Here is a 20,970-nt window from a genome sequence, read left to right on the forward strand (position 1 = left end):
ATGCGGACAGCGCGCTTCCTCGATCCTGCTCGATGCCCCCGCGCCGCCCCGGTCGTCGAGCGAGCGGAGCGAGACGAAACGCGTCAGACCGCGGCCGGCGCGATCGCGAAGTTGTCGCGGAACAGGCTGGTCGGGTCGTACTGCGCCTTGATCGCGCGCAGCCGCTCGAGCGTCGCGGGCGGGAACGCCTCGGCGATGCGCTCGGGGCGCAGCGACGAGTCGAAGCTCAGGTACATCCCCGTCGTGTGCTCGGCGAGGCTCTGCCACTGCGCGTCGAGGCGGTCGGGGTGCGACCCGAGGGCGACGACCGAGAAGTTCGCCGAGCGGTGCGCGTAGGCGGTGGCATCCTCGGCTACATCGGCGACCGCGCCGCCGACGGCGCGCAGCTGGAAGAACGGCACGGCGCCGGATTCGAGCATCCTCGCCGCCGCCTCGGCGAACGCCGGAGTGATGTGCTCGATCAGGGCCGAGCGCGAGTGCGGCTCGCCCGCGCCGTGCTGGGGTCCGAGGTCGGCGTTCGCCATCACCCGGGCGTACGGCGCCAGCTGCACCTGCTGCTGCACGAGCGGTGCCAGCTCGGCGAACGGCTGCAGTCGCTCGATGATGGTGTCGGGATCGTCGGAGTCGATCACGCCGTAGAGCTGCACGATCTGCGGCTGCCCGGGCCGCGGCGCCCCAGCGAGGAGGAACACGGTGAGGTCGCGATCGGCCTCCTCGACGACGCGTCCGTACCCCTCGAGGAACGCGGGCACGTCGTCGACCTGGAACGCCAGCTGCGCCCAGCCGACCTCGCCGACCTCATCGACCTCGAACTCGAACGCGGTCACGATGCCGACGTTGCCGCCGGCGCCGCGCACCGCCCAGAACAGATCGGCGTGGGTCGTGGCATCCGCCCGCACGATGCTCCCGTCGGCGAGCACGATCTCGGCGGCGCGCAGGTGGTCGATCGTCAGCCCGTGCTCCCGCGCGAGGAAGCCGATGCCGCCGGCCGTGGCGAGGCCGCCCACTCCGACGCCGCCGTAGTCGCCCGAGCTCAGCGCCCAGCCGTGCTCGGCGAGTGCCGCGGCGACCTCCATCCAGCGGGCGCCCGGGCCGATGCGCACGAGGCGCCGCTCCTCGTCGAGCACCTCGATCGCGTTGAGTCGGCGCAGGTCGATCACGATGCCGCCGTCGTTCGTGCTGCGGCCGCTGATGCCGTGGCCGCCGCTGCGGACGGCGAGGTCGTGCTCCGGATGCCGCCGCGCGAAGGCGACGGCCTCGGCGACCTGCTGCGCCGAGTCGGGCTGCAGCACGATGCCCGGCGCGCCGCCGCGCATGTAGGTGGCGCGGACGTCGGCGTACCCGAAGTCGCCGGGTTCGATGGCCGTGAGCCCGGCGGGCACGTCGTTGTACGCGATCCCGGCGCGGCGCGCGGCGAGCGCGGCCAGCGAGCGGGTCGCTGCCGCCGTCGTCCCCCGAGCCGCGCGCTCGCGCGCCACCTGATCGCGCACCGCGGGTGCGACCTCCTCGCCGAAGAGCTGGAGGGTGCCCGGGTCGTCGGACGCCAGGATGAACGTGCCGATGCCGTCGTCGAGGGCGAGTGCGGCGAGCCGTTCGGCGAACTCGCCCGGATCGGCGGCGAGCTGCCCGATGTTGAGGAGGCGGCGGATCTCGCGCGCGTCGCGCCCCGCGCCCTCGGCCGCAGTGTCGATCGCCGCGTTGCCCTTCGCGAGGTCTCCCGGCTGCATGTATCCGAGCGAGGGCAGCCAGCCGTCGCCCTGGCGGCCGGTGAGGGCGAGCATGCGCGGCTTGTAGGCGCCGATCCAGATCGGGAGGTCGTGCGCGGGGCGTGGCCCGCGCTTGGCGCCGTGCACGCGGTGATGCGTGCCGTCGGTGAACGCGCCGCGGCGCTCGCTCGTGTCCCACAGCTCGCGGATCACGTCGATCGCCTCGCCGAGGGCGGTCACCGCCTGCCCCGGGGTGAGCCGGGGCGCACCCATCGCCTCGATGGCGTCCCAGAAGCCGCCGGCGCCGAGACCGAGGGCGAACCTGCCGCCCGAGAGCAGATCGAGGCTGGCCGCCGAGCGGGCGATGACCGCCGGCGGGCGCAGCGGCACGTTGAGCACGTTCGGGGCGATGCGGATGCTCTCAGTGCGCGCCGCGACGAACGTCATGAGCGTCCACGTGTCGAGGAACGCGGGCTGGTACGGGTGGTCCTGGAAGGTGACGAGGTCGAGACCGGATGCCTCGGCCACCTGGCTCAGCAGGACGGGGCCCTCGGGGTTCGCGGCCGCGGGGGTGAGGAAAGCGCCGAATTCGAGGGGATGTCCGTAGTCCACGGTGTATTCCAACGAATAGGTGCGACCCGTTGTTCCCGGACTACACCGCGCGCCAGCATCCGTCGACGTGATCGTCGACCATGCCCGCGGACTGCATCAGCGCATACATCGTGGTCGACCCGACGAAGCGGAAGCCGCGCTTCTTGAGCGCCTTGCTCATCGCGTCGGACTCGGCGGTCGTCGCGGGCACCTCGGCGAACGAGGACGGCCGGGCGCGGGATGCCGGCGCGAACGACCACAGGAAGGCGTCGAGCTCGCCCGGCTCGAGGTCGAGCATCAGCCGTGCGTTCGAGATCGTCGCCTCGATCTTGAGCCGATTGCGGATGATGCCCGCGTCGGCCATGAGACGCGCGATGTCGTCGTCGCCGAACGCGGCGATCGCCGCAGGCTCGAAGCCGGCGAACACCTCGCGGAAGCGGGGGCGCTTGCGCAGGATCGTGATCCAGCTGAGCCCCGCCTGGAACCCCTCGAGGCACATCTTCTCGAAGAGCGCGCGGTCGCCGTGGAGCGGCCGCCCCCACTCCTCGTCGTGATAGCGGCCGTACTCCGTGTCGTCGCCCACCCACGCGCAGCGGTCGAGTCCGTCGGGGCCGGTGCGCACGTCGAGGGTCACCCGGTCAGCCTATTCGCCCCCTCCGACCCGCCCTTTAACCTCACGCGAGCGGGCATGTTCGCCCCGGGCGGGCACGACTGCCACGTGGACAAGGCGCCCGCTCGGGGCAAACATGCCCGCTCGCGAAGAAGGGAGGGAGGGAGGGAGGGAGGGGGGTCAGCGCTTCTTCTTCAGGCTCTTCTCCGAGACCGGGGCGTCGCCCGAGGCTGCGAGGGCGGCGTAGTGGGCGCGCGCCTCGTCCTGCCGGGCCTTCTCCGCGCCGGACGCGATCGGGGCGCGCACATGCTCGGGCGCGAACCCGTAGGCGTCGACGAGGTCCTGCGCGTGGGGGCGCAGCCGGGCGGCGAGGCGGTCGATGTAGCGCCCGACGGATGCCGCGCGCTGCGCCGAGAGCCGGCCGTTGATGAGGTACCAGGCGAGGTGCTTCTCGATGAGGTGCATCCCGAACAGGTCGCGCAGCCACGTGAGCACCTGCTTGGTGCCGTCGTCGGCGATCGCGGCCACGCCGTCGGAGAACGCCTCCCACTGCAGCAGCTCGCCGTGGGCGCGGGCCGCCTCGATGAGCTCGGCCTGGTGGCTGTTGAAGAGCGCAGCCGCATCAGCGGGCGACAGCCGGGATGCCGGGCGCAGGGCCGCGGCGATGTCGGAGATCATCTGCTGCACGCGGCCGGCGAGCAGCTCGTGCTGCTGATCGGCGCGCAGCCCGAGCTCGACCGAGCGGGCGGTCGAGCCGAAGTCGGTCACGGTCTGGCCGAGCTGGCGCAGGCCCGCTCCGTGGAAGACCTTGCCCGCGGTCTGCCCGACGGCGAACTTCGCCAGCTTCGCGGCATCCGCCCCCCGGAACTGCGTGGCGTAGTCCGACAGCAGGCGCTTGCCGACCAGCTGCAGCAGGATGTTGTTGTCGCCCTCGAAGGTGACGTACACGTCGAGGTCCTGGTGCAGGCCCACCATGCGGTTCTCGGCCAGGAAGCCCGAGCCGCCGCAGGCCTCGCGGGTCTCCTGGATCGTGCTGAGCGCGTTCCAGGTCGACAGCGGCTTCAGGGCAGCGGCGAGCGTCTCGAGGTCTTCGCGCTCCTCGGGGCTGTCGGTGCGGCCGGAGAAGACGCCGTCGAACTTGCGCAGCAGCTCGTCGTTGGAGAACCACTGCGCGTAGTTCTGGGCGAGCAGCGGCAGCAGCCGGCGCTGGTGCTTGCCGTAGTCGAGGAGGGTGACCTCGTCGCTTCCGGCGCCCGAGTCGAACTGGCGCCGCTGGCCCGCGTAGGTGAGGGCGATGTACAGCGCGAGCGCGGTGCCGCTGGTGGCGGCGCCGTCGAGTGACACGCGACCCTGCACGAGCGCGCCGAGCATGGTGAAGAAGCGGCGCCCGGGGCTCGGAATGTCGCTCGAGTAGGTGCCGTCGGCGGCGACGTCGCCGTACCGGTTGAGCAGGTTCTCGCGCGGGATGCGCACCTGATCGAAGTGCAGCCGGCCGTTGTCGATGCCGTTGAGGCCGCCCTTGACGCCGTCGTCCTCGCCGCCGATGCCGGGGAGGAACTCGCCCGCGTCGTCGCGCAGCGGCACGTAGAAGCAGTGCACGCCGTAGTTCACGCCCCCCGTGATCAGCTGCGCGAACACCGTCGCGGCCTTGCCGTGCAGGGCGGCGTTGCCGAGGTAGTCCTTCCACGCACCGCGGAACGGCGTGTGGATGACGAACTCCTCGGCGTCGGCGTCATACGTCGCGGTCGTGCCGATGGCGGCGACATCCGATCCGTGTCCGGTCTCGGTCATCGCGAAGGCACCCGGGATCGACAGGTCGATGATGCCGGGCAGCCACTTGTCGTGGTGGGTCTTCGTGCCGAGCTGGTACACCGCCGACCCGAACAGGCCCCACTGCACGCCCGACTTGATCTGCAGGCTCGGGTCGGCGAGCACGAGCTCCATGAAGCCGGCGAGGTTGGCGCCGTTGTCGTTCAGCCCGCCGTACTCCTCGGGGAACGCGCGGCGCGAGCCGCCGTGCTCCACCAGCAGGTGCAGCTGCGTGAGGACGCGCTCACGGTGGTCGGCCATCGGCTGACCCTCGATGCGCCAGAACGCGGGGTCCTTGATCATCTCGCGCGCCTCGCGGCGGGTCTCGGCCCAGGTGCCCAGCAGCAGGTCGGTCACCGCCGCGATGTCGATGCGGGGGTCGGATGCCTCGGCGGCGGAGTGCGCGGCGGTGGGCGCTCCGCCGGCGGGCGTGCGCTTGCTCGTGGCGGGCTTCTTCGTGCGGACGACGGCGTCGGTCATGTGCATCACCTCTCGGTGCAATGGACAAGGGGAAGTTCCCTATCGACGGTAGGACTCCCACAATCTCGCATCAAAGCGGTTGGTGGAACCACACAACCCCACCGCGACACGGGGTCGGGCGGGGTTGTGTGTGCCAGACAGGAGCCGGCGGCGCCGCCGACTCGGCGACTCCTGCGGTCAGGCGATCAGAAGAAGTCGCCGAGGCCGGGGACCTCGAAGCCCGACAGCTGGTCGCCGAGGCCCGAGACCTGATCGCCCAGGCCCGAGACCGCGTCGCCCGCGCCCGAGAGCGCATCGCCGGCGAGGGCGTCGACGTCGACCCCGGCAGCCATCGTCTCGAAGTCGATGCCGAGTCCTGCGGCCTGTGCGAGCAGCGGCGCGGCGACCGCGCTCACGATCGCGCCACCGGCGACGGCGCCGAGGATGCCACCCGCACCGGCGAGCCCCGCGCCGCGGGCCATCCCGCCGGATCCGCTGCCGCCCCGGCCGCCGGCTCGGGCGAGGATGCCCGCCATGACGCCCGGGCGCACCGCCTCGCTCCGAGCGGCGGCGCGGGCGAGATCACCCGGCTCGGCGGAGCGCGGCTGCTCCCCGGGCCGGAGCTCGGACTGCATCCGCGCCTGCACCTGCGCGCGCTGCGCGGGGGTGAGCCGGGCGAAGGCCTCGTGGTGGATCTGCTCGACCTGGCGGGGATCCGCCGTCTGCAGCAGGTACTCGTAGCGCGCCACGGCCGCGCGGTCGGCGGCATCCGCCGACGGCGGCGCCATGCCGGGTGCGGGGCGCGTCGGCGATCCCGATGCCGGCGGCGTCAGCCCCGGTGCGCGGTACTGCGGGGCGGCGTGCTCGGGGTGCGGCTGCGCAGGGTACGGGTACCCGGACGCGCCACTCGGCTGCGCCCCGGACGAAGGCTGTGCGGATGCGCGGCCGTCGCCGGTGACCGCGTCTGCGACGCCGCGCACCATCGACTTCCAGTCGCGCGACCCGCTCTGCGGGCGTGAGCCCGACGAGGTCGACGAGTCGAGTGCCTTCGAGGCGAGATCGATGAGGCGGGAGAACGAGGCCATGGAGGATCCTTCCGGTGGGAGACGGGCGCGTGCAAGACGGTCGCCAGGTCTCCTCCGCCCCGATGGGGGCCGGCCGCCCGGGATCCGACGCTGGATCCGTAATGACGAGCGTGCCGCTTCGGGAGTACTCCCCTCGCAGGCTCCACGCTACGGCAGGCCAGGCATCCCACCGGCGACGGCGGGCGCATTGTCAGCAGATCCATCGGTTGCGCGCTGCGCCGGCCGAGCGGAGGATGGCCGGGTGACGGCATCCGATCCGCAGGTCACGATCGAGCGGTGGTCGCGCGACGACCTGCCGCTGCTGGAGTGGGCCAACACCCCCGAGATGACCCGGCACCTCGGGGGACCCGAGACGCCCGACGAGATCGACCGCCGCCATGCGCGCTACCTCGTGTCGTGGGAGTCCGGGGATGCCGAGATGTACCGGATCGAGGTCGGCGGCCGCCCGGCCGGTGGCATCGGGTTCTGGGAGGTCGAGCACAACGGAGCACCCGCCTACGAGGCGGGATGGAACGTGCTCCCCGAGGCGCAGGGGCGGGGAGTGGCGACGGATGCTCTGCGGCTGCTGATCGCGCACGTTCGGCGACGCGGCGACCGAAGCCTGCTCGTCGCCTACCCGTGGGCCGAGAACGCGGCATCCTCCGCCCTCTGCCGGCGGGCCGGCTTCGAGCATCGCGGCTCGTCGACGGGACCCTGGCGCGGCGCGGAGGCGACGTTCGAGAACTGGGTGCTCGACATGTCTCCACAGGAGTCCGCCGGGCGCGAGCCCGACGTCGACGAGCGCTTCGAGACGCTCGACCGCGCCCGGTGGTGGCCGTTCTACACGCCGCACTGGTCGTCGAGGGAGCGCTCGGCCGCCCGGTTCACCACCGGACCCCACGGCCTCGCCCTGCGGATCGACGAGGACACCCCGCCGTGGGCTCCCGACCTCGACGGCGACCTGCGTGTGTCGCACCTGCAGACCGGCCAGTACTCCGGCCCGCCCGGGTCGGGCGTCGGGCAGCACCGGTTCCGCGACGGACTCGTGGTGCGCGAGCCCCAGCCGGAGTGGCGACTGTGGCTGGCGCAGCACGGCACGATCGAGGTGCGCATGGCGGCGATCCGCCACCCCGACGCCATGACGGCCTTCTGGCCCATCGGCTTCGAAGACGCCCCCGACGACTGCGGCGAGATCTGCATCGCCGAGATCTTCGGGTCGGAGATCGATGACGACGGCGGCTGGGTGGGTGTCGGCGTGAAGCCGCAGAATGACCCGCGACTGCGCGCCGACTTCGAGAAGATCCGGGTCGAGGGCGACCTCACCGCGATGCACGACTACGCCGTCGAGTGGGAGGCCGACCGACTGCGGTTCTTCATCGACGGCCGGTGGGTGAAGACCGTCGCGCAGCGCATCGACTATCCGGTGCAGCTGATGCTCGACGTCTACGAGTTCCCCCGCTCGGACGGCGCCCGCGATGTGAGCGCGCTGCCGCACGTGCTGCGCGTGGAGCACGTGCGCACGACGCCGGCATCCTGACCCCCGCCGTGCATCGCCGCGCTTCATTACGTCGCGCTTGACGCGGGCACACCGACGTGGCCTACATTAGGTAAGCCAATCCTAACTTCGACCCTTCCCCAGGGGGCTTCGCCATGCAGGAACTGCTCACCGATCGCACCGCTCACCGCTACCGAGACCTCGTCGCCGACACCGCTTCGCGGGTCGCGAACCGCGTCGCGGGGGCACGCCAGCCCTTCTCGGGCGCCGAGCGCGCCGACCTCCAGCGTCTCGTCGACGCGGTCGACCTCGACGCCCCGGGCGTCGGCGACACCGCCGCCCTCGACGAGGTCGACTCCCTCTTCCTCGACAACGCCGTGTGGTTCCATCACCCCGGCTACGCCGCGCACCTGAACTGCCCCGTCGTCCTCCCGGCGATCGCGGCCGAAGCGGTGCTCGCCGCCGTGAACACCTCCGTCGACACGTACGACCAGTCGACGGTGGGCACGCTCATGGAGCGGCGCCTCATCGACTGGACAGCGGAGCGCATCGGATTCCCCGCGGGCGGCGGCGTCTTCACCTCGGGTGGCACGCAGTCCAACTTCCACGCCCTCTTCCTCGCCCGCGAGGCCGCGCTCGGCGCCACGACGGCGCCGCGCCGCGAGGCGCTCCCCCGCCTCGTGGTCTTCGCGACCGCGTCGAGCCACTTCAGCGTCGGCAAGTCGGCGCTGCTGCTCGGGCTCGAAGACGACGCGGTCGTCACCGTGCACGACGACGGTCACGGCCGGATGGATGCCGCGGCCCTCGCCGCGGCGATCGACGCGGCTCGTGCGGCCGGCCGCATCCCGATGGCGGTCGTCGCCACCGCGGGCACCACCGACCGCGGGGTGATCGACCCCGTCGCCGCCATCGCCGCGGTCGCCGAGCCTCGCGGAGTCTGGGTGCACGTCGACGCCGCGTACGGCTGCGGACTGCTCGTGTCGCCGCGCCGCCGACACCTGATCGCCGGCATCGAGCGGGCCCGGTCGGTGACCGTCGACTTCCACAAGAGCTTCTTCCAGCCCGTGTCGTCGAGCGCCCTCGTGGTGCGCGAGGCGGTCGACCTCGCCGCGGGCGCCTGGCACGCCGACTACCTGAACCCGCTCGAGAACGCCGAGCCCAACCAGGTCGACGTGTCGCTGCAGACCACCCGCCGCTTCGACGCGCTGAAGCTGTGGACCACCCTGCGGTCGATGGGCCCCGATCGCGTGGGCGAGCTGTTCGACACCGCGATCGACCTCGCCGCCGCCGTGCACGACGAGATCGAGGCCGACGGCGAGCTCGAACTCGTGGGCCGCTCGCAGCTGAGCACCGTGCTGTTCCGCGTACGCCCGGCGGCTGCTCCCGACGACGCCGCGCGCGACGCCCTCGTCGCCCCCGTGCGGCGGGTGCTGTTCGAGTCGGGCCGGGTTCTCGTCGCCAAGACCGTCATCGACGGTCGGCCGTGCCTCAAGCTCACCCTCCTCAACCCCGCGACGACCCTCGACGACGTGCGCGAGATCCTGCGGGTGGTGAAGGATGCCGCGACCGCGCTGGCCGGCATCGCCGGCGAGGCATCCGTCGACGACCTCACCAACGACCTCGCCGGCGCCGGCGTCACCGGGGAGGCGACCGCATGACCACGCACGTGCACGACCTCGTCGGCATCGGCATCGGCCCGTTCAACCTGGGGCTCGCCGCACTGTCCGAGCCGCTCGGACTCGACGCGGTGTTCCTCGACCGCGCCGACGGCTTCGCCTGGCACCACGGGATGATGCTCGAGGGCGCGACGATCCAGGTGCCGTTCCTCGCCGACCTCGTGTCGATGGCGGACCCCACGTCGGAGTACTCGTTCCTCAATTGGCTGAAGCAGACCGGGCGCCTGTACCCCTTCTACATCCGCGAGAGCTTCTACCCGCTGCGCGCCGAGTACGACGCCTACGGCCGCTGGGTCGCCGGTCGACTGTCGTCGCTGCGGTGGGGGCAGGAGGTGGTCGCCGTCGAGCACGACGCGGCTTCCGACACCTACCTCGTGCGGGCGATGAGCACCGACACCGGCGAGGAGCGCGAGCTGCGCGCCCGCCACGTGGTCGTCGGCGTCGGCACCAACCCGATCATCCCCGAACCGCTGCGCGGGCTCGACGGACCCGCTGTGCACAGCTCGGCCTACCTCCCGAACCGCGACGCGCTGCGCGCCACCGACTCGATCACCGTGGTCGGCAGCGGCCAGTCGGCAGCCGAGATCTACCGCGACCTGCTCGAGGGCATCCGCGAGGGCGGCTACCGCCTCGACTGGATCACCCGGTCTCCGCGGTTCTTCCCGATGGAGTACACCAAGCTCACCCTCGAGATGACGTCCCCCGAGTACACCGACCACTTCCACGCTCTGCCGCTGGGCATGCGTCAGCACCTCGGCCGCGAGCAGCGCGGGCTGTACAAGGGCATCTCCGGCGACCTCGTCGACGACGTCTACGACACGCTGTACCGGCTGAGCGTCGACGGCCCGGTTCCGACGACGCTCCTCACCGACACCGAGGTGACCTCGGCCGCGTGGGACGGCGAGCGCTACCGCCTGTCGCTGCGCCACAACCAGCTCGATCGCACCCACGCACGCGACACCGCGAGCCTCGTGCTCGCGACCGGATACGGGGCCCAGACCCCGCCGTTCCTCGCCCCGGTGGCGAGCCGTCTCGACTGGGATGCGCTCGGCCGATTCTCGGTCGCCCGCGACTACAGCATCGACGGCGGCCGCGGCCGCGTGTTCGTCCAGAACGGGGAGGAGCACACCCACGGGCTCACCGCCCCCGACCTCGGCTTCGGCGCCTGGCGCAACTCGGTGATCCTCGCCGCCGTCACCGGGCGCGAGGTTTACCCGATCGAGCGGCGCATCGCGTTCCAGGACTTCGGGATCCCGGATGCCGCGGCCCCGGCGTTCGACCAGCCGGCCCAGCCCGCCGCGCCCACCGCGTCGGCCGAGCCGACCGAGCCCGCCGCGGAGCTCGCCGGAGCGGAGGCCGCACGATGAGTCTCGCCACCGGATTCACGATCGGACTCACCGAGATCGACGCCCGCCGCGACGCCGAGGCCGTGCACGCCTGGCTCACCGACCCGCACGCGGCCTTCTGGGGCATGGCGTCGCTCACCGTCGACGAGGTCGGCGACTACATCGCCGCCGTCGCGACGCATCCGCATCAGGACGGCTGGCTGGGGGTGGTCGACGGCGAGCCCACCTTCTACGCCGAGACCTACGACCCGTCCCGCGTGCTGCTCCCGGGCGTCTACGACGGCGCAGCCGGCGATCTCGGCATGCACGTGCTGATCGCCGCGCCCGGCGATCGTCCGCGACACGGGCTGACCGATGCGGTGTTCGCCGCGGTGATGCGGTGGTGCTTCGACGACCTCGACGCCCGCCGCGTCGTGGTCGAGCCCGATGTGCGCAACGCCGCCATCCGCGAGAAGAACCGTCGCGCCGGATTCGTCGAGATCGGCGAGGTGCTCGTCGACGACGGCGGCGCGGTGAAGACCGCCATGCTCTCGACCTGCACGCGCGAGGCGTTCGTCCGTTCCGACCTCGGAGGCGTGTCATGACCCCCACGCCCCTCGCCGCGGAGCGCGACACCCGCGTCGCCCGGCCGACGCCCGCTCCGCACCTCACCCCCGAGGCGATCGAAGCCGCCCAGCGCCACCTCGTCGCGAAGGCGATCGCCGAGTTCTCGCACGAGCGGATGCTGTCTCCCGAGCCGTTCGGCGACCGCTGGGCGCTCCGCCTCGGCGACACCGATTACCGGTTCGACGCCGATGTGCTGGCGCTCGAGCACTGGGCAGTCGACGCCTCCTCGATCGAGCGCCGGGTGGCCGGCATCCGCGCCCCGCTCGACGCGCAGGTGTTCATCATCGAGGCTCAGGAGCTGCTCGGCATCAGCGAGGCCCTGCTCCCCGTCTATCTCGAGGAGGTCGCTTCGACCCTCGCCGGCGCGGCGTTCAAGATCCACCGCGGCGGGCCGTCGGCGGGCGACCTCGCCACGACCGCCGACTTCCAGACGATCGAGTCCGCGATGACGGAGGGGCACCCGGGGTTCGTCGCGAACAACGGTCGCATCGGCTTCGGCACCGCGGAGTCGGCGGCCTTCGCGCCCGAGGCGGGGCGCACCTTCCGGCTGGTGTGGCTGGCCGCGCGGCGCTCGGCCACGCATCTCGCCCTCGGCGAGGGCCTCACCGAGGAGGCGCTCGTCGCCGGCGAGTTCTCGCCTGCCGAGCGCGACGCGTTCCGCGAGCGCCTGGAGGCCCTCGGCCTCGACCCGGCCGAGTTCCTGCTGCTGCCGGTGCATCCGTGGCAGTGGGAGCACCGCATCGCCGTCACCTTCGCCCCCGACGTCGCACGTCGCGACCTGGTGTTCCTCGGCGAGAGCTCCGACGAGTACCAGCCGCAGCAGTCGCTGCGCACCATGTTCAACCGGTCGGACCCCGACCGGCACTACGTCAAGACGGCCCTCGCCGTGCAGAACATGGGGTTCCTCCGCGGCCTGTCTCCGGCGTACATGCGGGTCACCCCGGCGATCAACGACTGGGTCGCGGCGCTCGTCGCGGGCGATGCGGAGTTCGCCGCCTCGGGCTTCCGTGTGCTGCGCGAGCGCGCGTCGATCGGGTACACCGGCGACGCCTACCACCGCACCGCGCTGCCGTCGGCGCACCGCAAGATGCTGGCGGCACTGTGGCGCGAGAGCCCGCTGCCGCTCATCGAGCCGGGGCAGCGCCTCGCGACGCTGGCGTCGCTCCTGCACCGCGATCCGGAGGGGCGGTCGGTGGCCTCGGCGATGATCGAGCACTCGGAGCAGGATGCCGCCGGCTGGGTGCGCGCCCTGCTGCGGGTGTACCTGCGCCCGCTCGTGCACGCGCTCCTCGCGCACGACCTCGCGTTCATGCCGCACGGCGAGAACCTCATCCTGGTCCTCGACGGCGCCACACCGGTCGGCGCCTTCATGAAGGACATCGGCGAAGAGGTCGCGGTGCTCGCGCCGCGCGCCGTGCCCGCCGAGATCCAGCGCATCGTCTCGCCCGTCGATGACCGCGAGAAGGCGCTCGCGATCTTCACCGACGTGTTCGACGGCGTGCTGCGCCACCTCGCCGCGATCCTGCACCAGGACGGCACCCTGCCCGAGTCGGAGTTCTGGGCACAAGTCGGCGCTTCTGTCGACGAGCATGCGGCCGAGCATCCGGATCTCGACTCCGCCGTCGATCTGCGCGCCGACGCGTTCGCGCACTCATGCCTGAACCGCCTGCAGCTGCGTAACACGCTGCAGATGGTCGACCTCGCCGACCAGTCGTCGTCGCTCATGTACGCGGGCGAGCTCGCCAACCCGATCGCGCGCTCGCGCAGCGGTGCGGCGCTGGTGGGCGCCGCCGGCAGCCTGGCACGCTGAGCGTATGGCAGAGGTCTTCCGCGACGCGCTCGGCATCCCGCACATCCGGGCGACGGATGCAGTCTCGCTCGCGTTCGCGCAGGGCGAGGTGACCGCGCGCGACCGCGGCTGGCAGATCGAGGTCGACCGGCTGCGGGCCCACGGCCGGCTCGCGGAGCTCATCGGCGAGGGCGGGGTGGCCTGGGACGTGTTCGCACGTCGCGCGCGACTCGATGACACCGCCCGTGCGGCGTTCGCAGCGCTCGACGACGACACGCGGGCATTCGTCGCCGCGTATGCCGCCGGGGTGCGGCAGGGGCTCCGCGAGTCGCAGCGACCGGCGGAGTTCGACGAGCTCGATCGCGTCTTCGGCGCCGGGTGGATCGCTCCGGAGTGGGAGGACCACGACCCGCTCGGCGTGCTCCACGTCGCGCACGCGCTCTTCTCGCCGTTCCCGGTGGTGCTGTGGCGCGAGCACGTCGCCGAGACGCTCGGCGACGCGTGGGTCGAGGTGTTCGCGGGGTATGCCGCAGAGGACGGAGACGAGGATGCCGCGGGCATCGCGGCGGCCTCGCTCGGCGGTCTCGCCTCCGGCGACGACCTCGCCGACGACACCCTGCCGTCGAGCGGGAGCAACGGCTGGGCGCTGCACGGGTCGCGCACCGCCCACGGGCTGCCGATCATCGCGGGCGACCCGCACCGCATCTTCGAGCTCCCCGGCGTCTACCAGCAGGTGCGCCTCGCGTGCGACGAGTTCGACGTGGTCGGCCTGGCGTTCCCGGGTGTGCCCGGCGTGCCGCACTTCGGGCACACCGGCACGGCGGCGTGGGGGGTCACGAATGCGATCGCGCACAGCGTCGACGTGTTCCGCGAGAGCCTGCGGCGCACGGATGCCGGCTTCGCCGCGCTCGGACCCGACGGCTGGACCGCGGCCGACGTCGAGCGATCCACGATCGTGGTGCGCGGCGGGGAGCCCGTCGCGGTGGAGGCGATCGAGACCGAGCGGGGCACGGTCGTCACCGAGGTGCGGCCGGGAGCGGATGCCTGCGAGCTCACCGCGTGGAGCGTGCGGATGCCCGCGCGGGTCGACCACGACCTCGGAGCGGCGACCCTGCCGGCGCTGCTGCGGGCACGGACCGCGGAGGACGTGATCGCCGCGTTCGACTCCTGGGTGGACCCCGTGAACCGGGTGCTCGCGGCGGACTCGTCGGGCACCGTACTCTCGGCGACCGTCGGCCGCGCGCCGGCGCGATCCGCCGCGGAGCGGAGACTCCCCCTCGACGGCCGGGCGGTCCGGACCGTGGGCGTGATCGACTTCCCACCCGCGTTCGAGGTCACCGACGTCGCCGTCGACGCCAACGAGCGGCCGGGAGCGGCCGAGCCCGTTTCGTCTCGTCGCTTCGCTCCTCGCTCAACGACCGAGTGGGGAGCCTGGTCGTCGAGCGAGCACACCCCCACCCCCCGGTCGTCGAGCGAGCGCAGCGAGACGAAACGCCCCGACCCCGCAGCCCCTTCCCGCTCGTCGAGCGAGCACACCCCCACCCCCCGGTCGTTGAGCGAGCACACCCCCACCTCCCGGTCGTTGAGCGAGCACAGCGAGACGAAACGCCCCGACCCCGCAGGCATCGACGCCGGATGGGCCTACCCGTCGGCGCACCGCGCGCGGCGCATCCGTCACCTGCTCGACGAGCTGCGCCCGGCGTCGGTCGACGAGTTCGCACCGATCTGGGGCGACACGCTCAGCGGGTCGGCCCTCGCGCTGCGGGACTTCCTCCCGACCGGTGAGCTCCCCGCCGCACCCGCGGCGGTGCGAGACGCGCTGCGCGCGTGGGACGGGCGGATGGATGCCGACTCCTCCGCCGCCGGCCTGTTCGCCGCCTGGCGGACCGCCCTCGTGCAGCGGGTGCGCGCGCATCCGTCATTCGCTCCCCTCGACGCCCCGCACGGCCGCGGAGCGGTGCTCGACCCGTGGTTCGGCATCACCGCGCACGTCGCGGCGGCCCTTCCCGTGCTGCTGCGGCACCCCGCGATCGCGGCCGACTCCGCCGCGATCGTCGCCGCCGCCCTCGCCGATGCCTCCGACGCCGGACGGTGGGGCGAGCGGCACCGGATGCTGCCGCTCCACGTGCTCGCCGACGTTCCCGGTGCGGTCGTGCCCGGGGCCGGCCTCGACGCGCCGCTCTCGGGCGACAGCGACGCTGTGCGGTGCACCGGCTCGACGCCGGGCGTCACCGACCGCAGCTGGCGGGGGTCGGTCGCGCGGTGGGCGTGGGACCTCGCCGATCGCGAGCAGAGTCTGTGGAGCGTGCCCTTCGGGGCCGCGGGCGGCGAGCGCTCGGCGCACTTCGGCGACCAGCAGCCGGGGTGGGTCGATGTCACGCCTGCGCGCGTGGTGACCGACTGGGCGGCGCTCACGCCCGACGAGCCCACGGGCGAGGCATCCGTCCACACCGCCCGATGATCGAGGACTCCCCCATGACGACGACCGCCACCGACCGCCTCATCACCGGCGCCGCCGGCGACCTCGTGCATGTCCGCGAAGATCCGACGCTCGGCCGCATCGAGATCGCGGTGCTCGACCCCGAGCGCGATGCCGCCCTCGTGCACCGCTGGGTGAGCGAGCCGGTCGCGCAGTTCTGGGGCATGGGCGGCAAGACGGTCGCCGAGGTGCGCGACGTCTACGCGTTCGTCGACTCGCTACCCAGTCACCACGCGTTCCTGGTGCGGCGCGACGGTCAGCCCGTCGCTCTGCTGCAGACGTACGAGCCCGAGAACGACCCGGTGGGCGACTGCTACACCCCGGCTCCGGGCGATGTGGGCATGCACTTCCTGCTCGCGGCGCGCGGAGCACCGGTGGCGCGGTACTCCACTCGCCTCGGCATCGAGATCGGGCGGTTCCTGTTCGTTCCCGCCGCCGCCGCGCGCATCGTGATCGAGCCCGATGCTCGAAACGACCGCGCGCTGCGCCGCACCGAGCTGATGGGCTTCGAGCTCGGTCCCGAGATCGAGCTGCCGGGCAAGACCGGGCAGCTCGCGTTCCTCACCCGCGAGCGCTGGCGGGAGCTCGCGGCGTCGCTCTGACGCGCTCGCGGGCGGGGCTCCCGTCAGAGACGAGGGCGCCCGCCCGCGGCGCGCGGTGGTTACAGGCTGAGCCCGTGGCCGAAGCGGAACAGCGGGTCGGCGGTGTCGAACGGCACGTCGGGGCGAGATGCCTCGACCGCGGCCATCGACGAGGGGATGTCGAACGGCAGGCGCCCCTGCGCCGGGGCGACGCCGCTGAGCACGTCGAGGAGCGCAGCCGCGCTCGCACCCCAGTTGCCCACGACCGCGTGCGCCGACTCGACGATCGGCCCGAGGATCGCCGGGCGGTCGAGGAAGACGTCGACGACCGTGGGGACGGATGCCGCCACCTCGGCCACGTGCGCGACCACCGCGTCAGGGAACTCGAGCGATCCGGCGTGGAAGAAGTTCTCGAACATCGTGGCGCGCTCCTCGAAGGGAGCCTGCAGTCGCAGCACCGCGATGTCGGCCTCTGCGGGCGTCGCGACGACTTCGCCGTACGCCGCCGCGACGTCGGACGCGATCCCCTCGACGTAAAGCTTGACCCCGCGGGCGAACGGCAGCACCGGCGCGTCTGTCTCACCGGCCGCCGCGGCAGCACGGTTGGACAGCACCGTGATCGAGGCGCGCTGCGCGGTATCGCCTTCGGCGCGGAACTGCGCCGACCCGACGATCGCGTCGGCCGCTTCGGCATCGACGTAGCGGTCCTCGAACAGGCCGAGCGCGAACTTCTCGCGCAGCAGGCGCCGCGCCGACGTGTCGAGGCGGTCCTCCGACACCCGGCCGTCGGCCACCAGCTCGAGCAGCAGCTCGGGGCACGCTTCACCGCCGAACTGGTCGGCCCCGGCGTCGAGGATCTTGATCATGCGCTCGGCGGGAGTCAGGTGCTCGACGCCCCACGCACGGGCAGGGAACGGCTGGCCGAAGATCGCCGCGTCGTTGACGAGGCCCCAGTCGGTGCACACGATGCCGTCGAACCCGTACCGCTCACGCAGCAGCCCGGTGAGGACGGACTTGTTGAATCCGAAGCCCACCTCCTCGTACTCGGTGCCGACCGGCATGCCGTAGTACGGCATGACCTGGCGGACGCCGGCGTCGAACGCGGCCTCGAACGGCTTCAGGTGCAGCTCGAACCGGTCACCGGGGTAGACCTGCTCGCGACCGTAGGCGAAGTGGGGGTCCTCGCCGTCCTTCTGCGGACCGCCGCCCGGGAAGTGCTTGACCATCGTCGACACCGCTCCGGGTCCGAACGACTCGCCGTTCTGGAAGCCGCGGATGTAGGCCGCGCCGAGCTCACCCGACACCTCGGCGTCCTCACCGAAGGTCTGCAGCGCGCGCGACCAGCGGGGCTCGGTCGCGAGGTCGACCTGCGGGTGAAGCGCGACCCGGATGCCGACGGCCGTGTACTCCTGGCGCGCGATGTCGCCGAACCGCTCGACGAGCGCGGCGTCACGGGTGGCCGCCAGCCCGAGCGAGTCCGGCCACTGCGAGAACGGGCCGGCGAGCATGGCTGCCCCGGGGTTCTCGGTGAACGAGTGACGCGGGTCGGTCGAGATCGTCACCGGGATGCCGAGGCGGGTGGATGCCGCGAGCTCCTGCAGCCGGTTGTGCCAGCGCGCGATCGCTCCCGCAGTCGGCGCGACGCCCAGCAGGTTGAAGTGCGTCATGCGCTTGTCGACCACGTACTCGCGGTTCGACGGCAGGCCGAACGTCGGGTCCGCCTCGGCCAGCTCGCCGTCCTCGCCCATCGTGATCATCGTCTGGAAGAACAGACCCGCCTTCTCGGCGAGCGTCATCTCGGCCAGGAGCAGCTCGACCCGCTCCTCGATGGGCAGGCTCGCGTCGAGCCACGGGCGGGCGGATGCCTCGGCCGAGGCATCCGGAATCGTCGTCGTGTCTGCGCTGAGCGCGGTCGAAGCTTCGGTCATCACTTCACTCCCTTGATGCGGTAGACGAGCACGGCGCCGGCGAGTGCGACGAGTGCTCCGAAGAGGTAGTACGTGGTGTAGCCGCCGAGTGCCGTCGTCGCGCCGAACGCGATGATGGCCGGCGCGATCGCGGGGGCGATCGACTGCGGCAGCGCGTTGGCGATGTTGAGCACGCCGAGGTCCTTCGCGGTGTCGTCCTTGTTGGGGAGCACCTCCGTGGCGAGGGCGAGGTCGACCGACATGAACGAGCCGGCGCCGAGGCCGATGACGGCCTGCGCGACGATGACGACGGCGACGCTCGGCGCGAAGGCGAGGATCACGAGCCCGGCGACCATGATGACTCCGGCGATGGCGACGAACGGGCGGCGCTTGCCGATCCTGTCGGACAGGATGCCGCCGATCGGGCCCGAGATCGCCATCGCGCCCATCGAGGCGAGGTTCGCGATGAGGATGGTCGAGATCGCGGTCTGCTCATCGAGCCCGAACTTCTCGGTGAGGTAGAAGGGCAAGAAGGTGGCGATGCCGGCGTAGCCGAACATGACGAGGAACTTCGTCAGCCAGGTCCAGCCGAAGTCGGGATGCTTGGCGGGGTTGAAGACGAACGAGCCGAAGAACTGGCCGACGGTGAACTTCTGGGCCGGCTTGTGCTCGAGGCGGCGATCCTTGAGCACGAGCACGAACAGCAGGGCGAGCACCGCGGCGATCACACCGGGAACCACGAAGCGAGCGAAGTCGTCGGTGAGGAAGTTCACGAGGAACGAGCCGCCGAGGATGCCGAGGGGCGTGGTCAGGCCGACGACGCCCGAGACCTTGCCGCGGCCGTTCACCGGCACCTGGTCGGGCAGGGTCGCGTTGGCCGCGGCGAGCACGGCGTTCATCGCGGTCTGCACGAGGCACCAGGCGATGAGCACCACCCACACCGAAGTCGCGACGCCGATGAGCGCGAACCCGCCGAGGGCGACGAGCGAGCCACCCAGGATCCACGGGCGACGCATGCCCCAGCGCGAGGTCGTGCGGTCGGAGAGGCGTCCGACCAGCGGGTTGGCGATGAGGGCGAAGAACGCGCCGACGCCCATCACGAGGCCGAGCTGAGTCGTGGCCTCGGCCGGCGTCGCGGTGATGTGCTGGATCTTGAACGCCATCGAGACGAGCACCGGCGTGAGCAGCGCCAGGTAGACGCCGAAGTTCACCGCGGCCAGACCGGGAAGGTAGCCGCGCGGGGCTTTCGACGGAGTGGTGCCGGGTGCCTTGAATCCGGTCGTTCCGACGGCGGCCGCCGTCGCAGCGGGTGTCAAATCGGTCATCGGGGTCCTCTCACAGCAATGTGACTGGGTTGTGTCGTGGCGTCGCCACGGACGCCCGACACGTAGCATACGCGAATCCCGACCGATTGGTAACTGAATCTCGACCGAGCGGTAGCGCCCTAGAGTGGAGACGGCGAAAGGAGTCCGCGTGGCCACGATCGGCACAGCAGGGGCGCGGGCTCGAAGCGCCGAGCAGACCCGCGGCACCATCGTGTCGGCGGCACGCACGCTGTTCGTCGAGCGCGGCTATCGCGCCGTGTCGCTCCGCGACGTCGCCACCGCCGCCGGCCTCTCGCACCCGGGACTCCTCCGCCACTTCCCCGCCAAGGACGCCCTGCTCGCCGCGGTGGTCGCCGAACTCGAGGACGAGACGCAGACGCGGGCGACCAGTCGGCTCGACGCCGACGAGCCGGGAACGCCCATGTACGCCGAGATCGCGCGCGTTAACGCGTCGATCCCCGGCTACCTCCCGCTGTTCGGGGCGCTCACCGGAGAGGCATCCACGGCGACGCATCCGGCACACGCGTACATGCGCGCCCGCTATGAGACGGTGCGTGAGACAACGATCGACTCGCTGTCCGAGTCGATGGCGATGGGCGTCGTCGCCGGCGACAGAGACCTCGTCGACGAGACGATCCGTCTGGACGCGGGCTGGGACGGTCTGCAGGTGCTGCAGCAGTATCTGCCTGAGCGCATCGACGTCGCCACGGTGCTCGAACAACATCAGGAGCGCCTCACCCTGCCGCGGGGATGGCGGGACCCCGACGAACCCGCGCCCCCTGCGAGCGCGACGCCGTCGCCGGTGCCCGAGATGCCGCACTTCGCTGTCGACGACGACACGGACTCGGGGTATCGCCCCGGTCGCGACACCCGCGCCCGGATCATCGACGGCGCCATGACCCTGTTCGCGCAGTCCGGCTACGGCGACACGAGCCTGCGCGACATCGCCGCGGGAGTGGGTGTCTCGAAGTCGACGCTCCTGCACCACTTCGCCTCGAAAGAGGCGCTGCTGCTCGAGGTGGCCGCCCAGCGCGACCGGCAGATCAGCGCGCGGGACTCGTACTCCCGCGCTTCGCGCGCGGCCGATGAGCTGCGGTTCCTGCCCGTCGGCGCCGCCGAGAACTCCGAGCGCGAACCCGGGCTCATCGAGGTGTACGCGGTGCTGTCGTGCGAGGCGCTTCCCGCCGAGCATCCGGCTCACGAGTATTTCGCACGTCGCTACGCCGACACGATCGACCACTTCGCAGCGCTCCTGCGCGGGGCACAGGCCGACGGCGACCTGCCCGCCGATCGCGACCCCGAGTTCGAAGCGGTCTGGCTCACGGCGCTGTGGGACGGCCTGCAGTATCAGTGGCTCTACGACCGCGATGCCGTCGACATCGCCGCGCAGCTGCGCGCGCACCTCGACGACGTGATGCCACCGCGCTGATCGCCGCCGTGCGGATGCGCTGATCGCCGCCGCGCGGATGCGCCGATCACTGCCCTGCGGATGCGCCGATCACTGCCCTGCGGTTGCGCCGATCACCT

The 20,970-nt window shown here is 72.1% G+C and carries 14 protein-coding genes; 8 read left to right on the top strand and 6 right to left on the bottom strand.

Features of this window, described 5'->3' with window-relative positions; all coding sequences use genetic code 11:
• Window positions 1-83: 83 nt before the first annotated feature.
• The 4 genes from JOD63_RS13150 to JOD63_RS13165 all read right to left on the bottom strand — a co-directional run bounded on the left by JOD63_RS13150 (window position 84) and on the right by JOD63_RS13165 (window position 6,260).
• Window positions 84-2,318, bottom strand: coding sequence for an LLM class flavin-dependent oxidoreductase (locus JOD63_RS13150; protein ID WP_045274476.1), 2,235 nt, complete (start codon window positions 2,316-2,318; stop codon window positions 84-86).
• Between the two features lie 40 nt (window positions 2,319-2,358).
• Window positions 2,359-2,931 carry a DNA-3-methyladenine glycosylase I gene (locus JOD63_RS13155; RefSeq protein WP_045274477.1) on the bottom strand — a complete coding sequence of 191 codons (573 nt, stop codon included), beginning with the start codon at window positions 2,929-2,931 and terminating at the stop codon, window positions 2,359-2,361.
• Between the two features lie 156 nt (window positions 2,932-3,087).
• The gene (locus JOD63_RS13160) at window positions 3,088-5,196 is read right to left on the bottom strand and encodes an acyl-CoA dehydrogenase family protein (protein ID WP_045274493.1); all 2,109 of its coding nucleotides are present in this window, start codon (window positions 5,194-5,196) and stop codon (window positions 3,088-3,090) included.
• 185 nt (window positions 5,197-5,381) lie between these two features.
• The gene (locus JOD63_RS13165) at window positions 5,382-6,260 is read right to left on the bottom strand and encodes a hypothetical protein (protein WP_045274478.1); all 879 of its coding nucleotides are present in this window, start codon (window positions 6,258-6,260) and stop codon (window positions 5,382-5,384) included.
• A 241-nt stretch (window positions 6,261-6,501) separates the two neighbouring features.
• Between JOD63_RS13165 and JOD63_RS13170 the strand changes: the two genes are divergently transcribed.
• The 7 genes from JOD63_RS13170 (at window position 6,502) to JOD63_RS13200 (ending at window position 16,232) form a co-directional block, all read left to right on the top strand.
• The gene (locus JOD63_RS13170) at window positions 6,502-7,776 is read left to right on the top strand and encodes a GNAT family N-acetyltransferase (protein ID WP_052682334.1); all 1,275 of its coding nucleotides are present in this window, start codon (window positions 6,502-6,504) and stop codon (window positions 7,774-7,776) included.
• A gap of 113 nt (window positions 7,777-7,889) precedes the next feature.
• Entirely contained in the window at window positions 7,890-9,392 is a 1,503-nt protein-coding gene (locus JOD63_RS13175; RefSeq protein WP_045274479.1) for a pyridoxal phosphate-dependent decarboxylase family protein, read from the top strand.
• Window positions 9,389-10,777 carry a lysine N(6)-hydroxylase/L-ornithine N(5)-oxygenase family protein gene (locus JOD63_RS13180; RefSeq protein ID WP_045274480.1) on the top strand — a complete coding sequence of 463 codons (1,389 nt, stop codon included), beginning with the start codon at window positions 9,389-9,391 and terminating at the stop codon, window positions 10,775-10,777. The genes JOD63_RS13175 and JOD63_RS13180 overlap by 4 nt, the downstream gene beginning before the upstream one ends.
• Window positions 10,774-11,340, top strand: coding sequence for a GNAT family N-acetyltransferase (locus JOD63_RS13185; RefSeq protein WP_045274481.1), 567 nt, complete (start codon window positions 10,774-10,776; stop codon window positions 11,338-11,340). The genes JOD63_RS13180 and JOD63_RS13185 overlap by 4 nt, the downstream gene beginning before the upstream one ends.
• On the top strand, window positions 11,337-13,172 hold the full coding sequence (locus JOD63_RS13190; protein ID WP_045274482.1) for an IucA/IucC family protein: 1,836 nt from the start codon (window positions 11,337-11,339) through the stop codon (window positions 13,170-13,172). Before JOD63_RS13185 ends, JOD63_RS13190 begins: the two co-directional genes overlap by 4 nt.
• Window positions 13,173-13,176: 4 nt before the next feature.
• Window positions 13,177-15,612, top strand: a complete 2,436-nt coding sequence (locus JOD63_RS13195) for a penicillin acylase family protein (protein ID WP_211088116.1) — start codon at window positions 13,177-13,179, stop codon at window positions 15,610-15,612.
• A gap of 14 nt (window positions 15,613-15,626) precedes the next feature.
• Window positions 15,627-16,232: a GNAT family N-acetyltransferase gene (locus JOD63_RS13200; protein ID WP_045274495.1), complete on the top strand. Its 606-nt coding sequence runs from the start codon at window positions 15,627-15,629 to the stop codon at window positions 16,230-16,232.
• Window positions 16,233-16,291: 59 nt separating this feature from the next.
• Here the strand turns inward: JOD63_RS13200 and JOD63_RS13205 are convergent, their stop codons facing one another.
• Together JOD63_RS13205 and JOD63_RS13210 are read right to left on the bottom strand one after the other, a co-directional pair.
• Complete coding sequence (locus JOD63_RS13205; protein WP_045274484.1) at window positions 16,292-18,139, bottom strand: glycoside hydrolase family 3 protein; 1,848 nt, start codon at window positions 18,137-18,139, stop codon at window positions 16,292-16,294.
• Complete coding sequence (locus JOD63_RS13210) at window positions 18,139-19,443, bottom strand: MFS transporter (RefSeq protein ID WP_045274485.1); 1,305 nt, start codon at window positions 19,441-19,443, stop codon at window positions 18,139-18,141. Before JOD63_RS13210 ends, JOD63_RS13205 begins: the two co-directional genes overlap by 1 nt.
• A gap of 148 nt (window positions 19,444-19,591) precedes the next feature.
• Here JOD63_RS13210 and JOD63_RS13215 point away from each other — a divergent pair, with 148 nt between their 5' ends.
• Entirely contained in the window at window positions 19,592-20,872 is a 1,281-nt protein-coding gene (locus JOD63_RS13215; protein WP_245617936.1) for a TetR/AcrR family transcriptional regulator, read from the top strand.
• Window positions 20,873-20,970: the final 98 nt, after the last annotated feature.

Origin of the sequence: Microbacterium terrae, from assembly GCF_017831975.1 — a bacterium.
Taxonomy (GTDB): domain Bacteria; phylum Actinomycetota; class Actinomycetes; order Actinomycetales; family Microbacteriaceae; genus Microbacterium; species Microbacterium terrae.

Coding starts and splice junctions, on each gene's coding strand:
- JOD63_RS13165 (WP_045274478.1), bottom strand. CDS start 6,260: ATGGCCTCGTTCTCCCGCCTCATCGATCTCGCCTCGAAGGCACTCGAC.
- JOD63_RS13200 (WP_045274495.1), top strand. CDS start 15,627: ATGACGACGACCGCCACCGACCGCCTCATCACCGGCGCCGCCGGCGAC.
- JOD63_RS13180 (WP_045274480.1), top strand. CDS start 9,389: ATGACCACGCACGTGCACGACCTCGTCGGCATCGGCATCGGCCCGTTC.
- JOD63_RS13160 (WP_045274493.1), bottom strand. CDS start 5,196: ATGACCGACGCCGTCGTCCGCACGAAGAAGCCCGCCACGAGCAAGCGC.
- JOD63_RS13210 (WP_045274485.1), bottom strand. CDS start 19,443: ATGACCGATTTGACACCCGCTGCGACGGCGGCCGCCGTCGGAACGACC.
- JOD63_RS13205 (WP_045274484.1), bottom strand. CDS start 18,139: ATGACCGAAGCTTCGACCGCGCTCAGCGCAGACACGACGACGATTCCG.
- JOD63_RS13185 (WP_045274481.1), top strand. CDS start 10,774: ATGAGTCTCGCCACCGGATTCACGATCGGACTCACCGAGATCGACGCC.
- JOD63_RS13175 (WP_045274479.1), top strand. CDS start 7,890: ATGCAGGAACTGCTCACCGATCGCACCGCTCACCGCTACCGAGACCTC.
- JOD63_RS13190 (WP_045274482.1), top strand. CDS start 11,337: ATGACCCCCACGCCCCTCGCCGCGGAGCGCGACACCCGCGTCGCCCGG.
- JOD63_RS13195 (WP_211088116.1), top strand. CDS start 13,177: ATGGCAGAGGTCTTCCGCGACGCGCTCGGCATCCCGCACATCCGGGCG.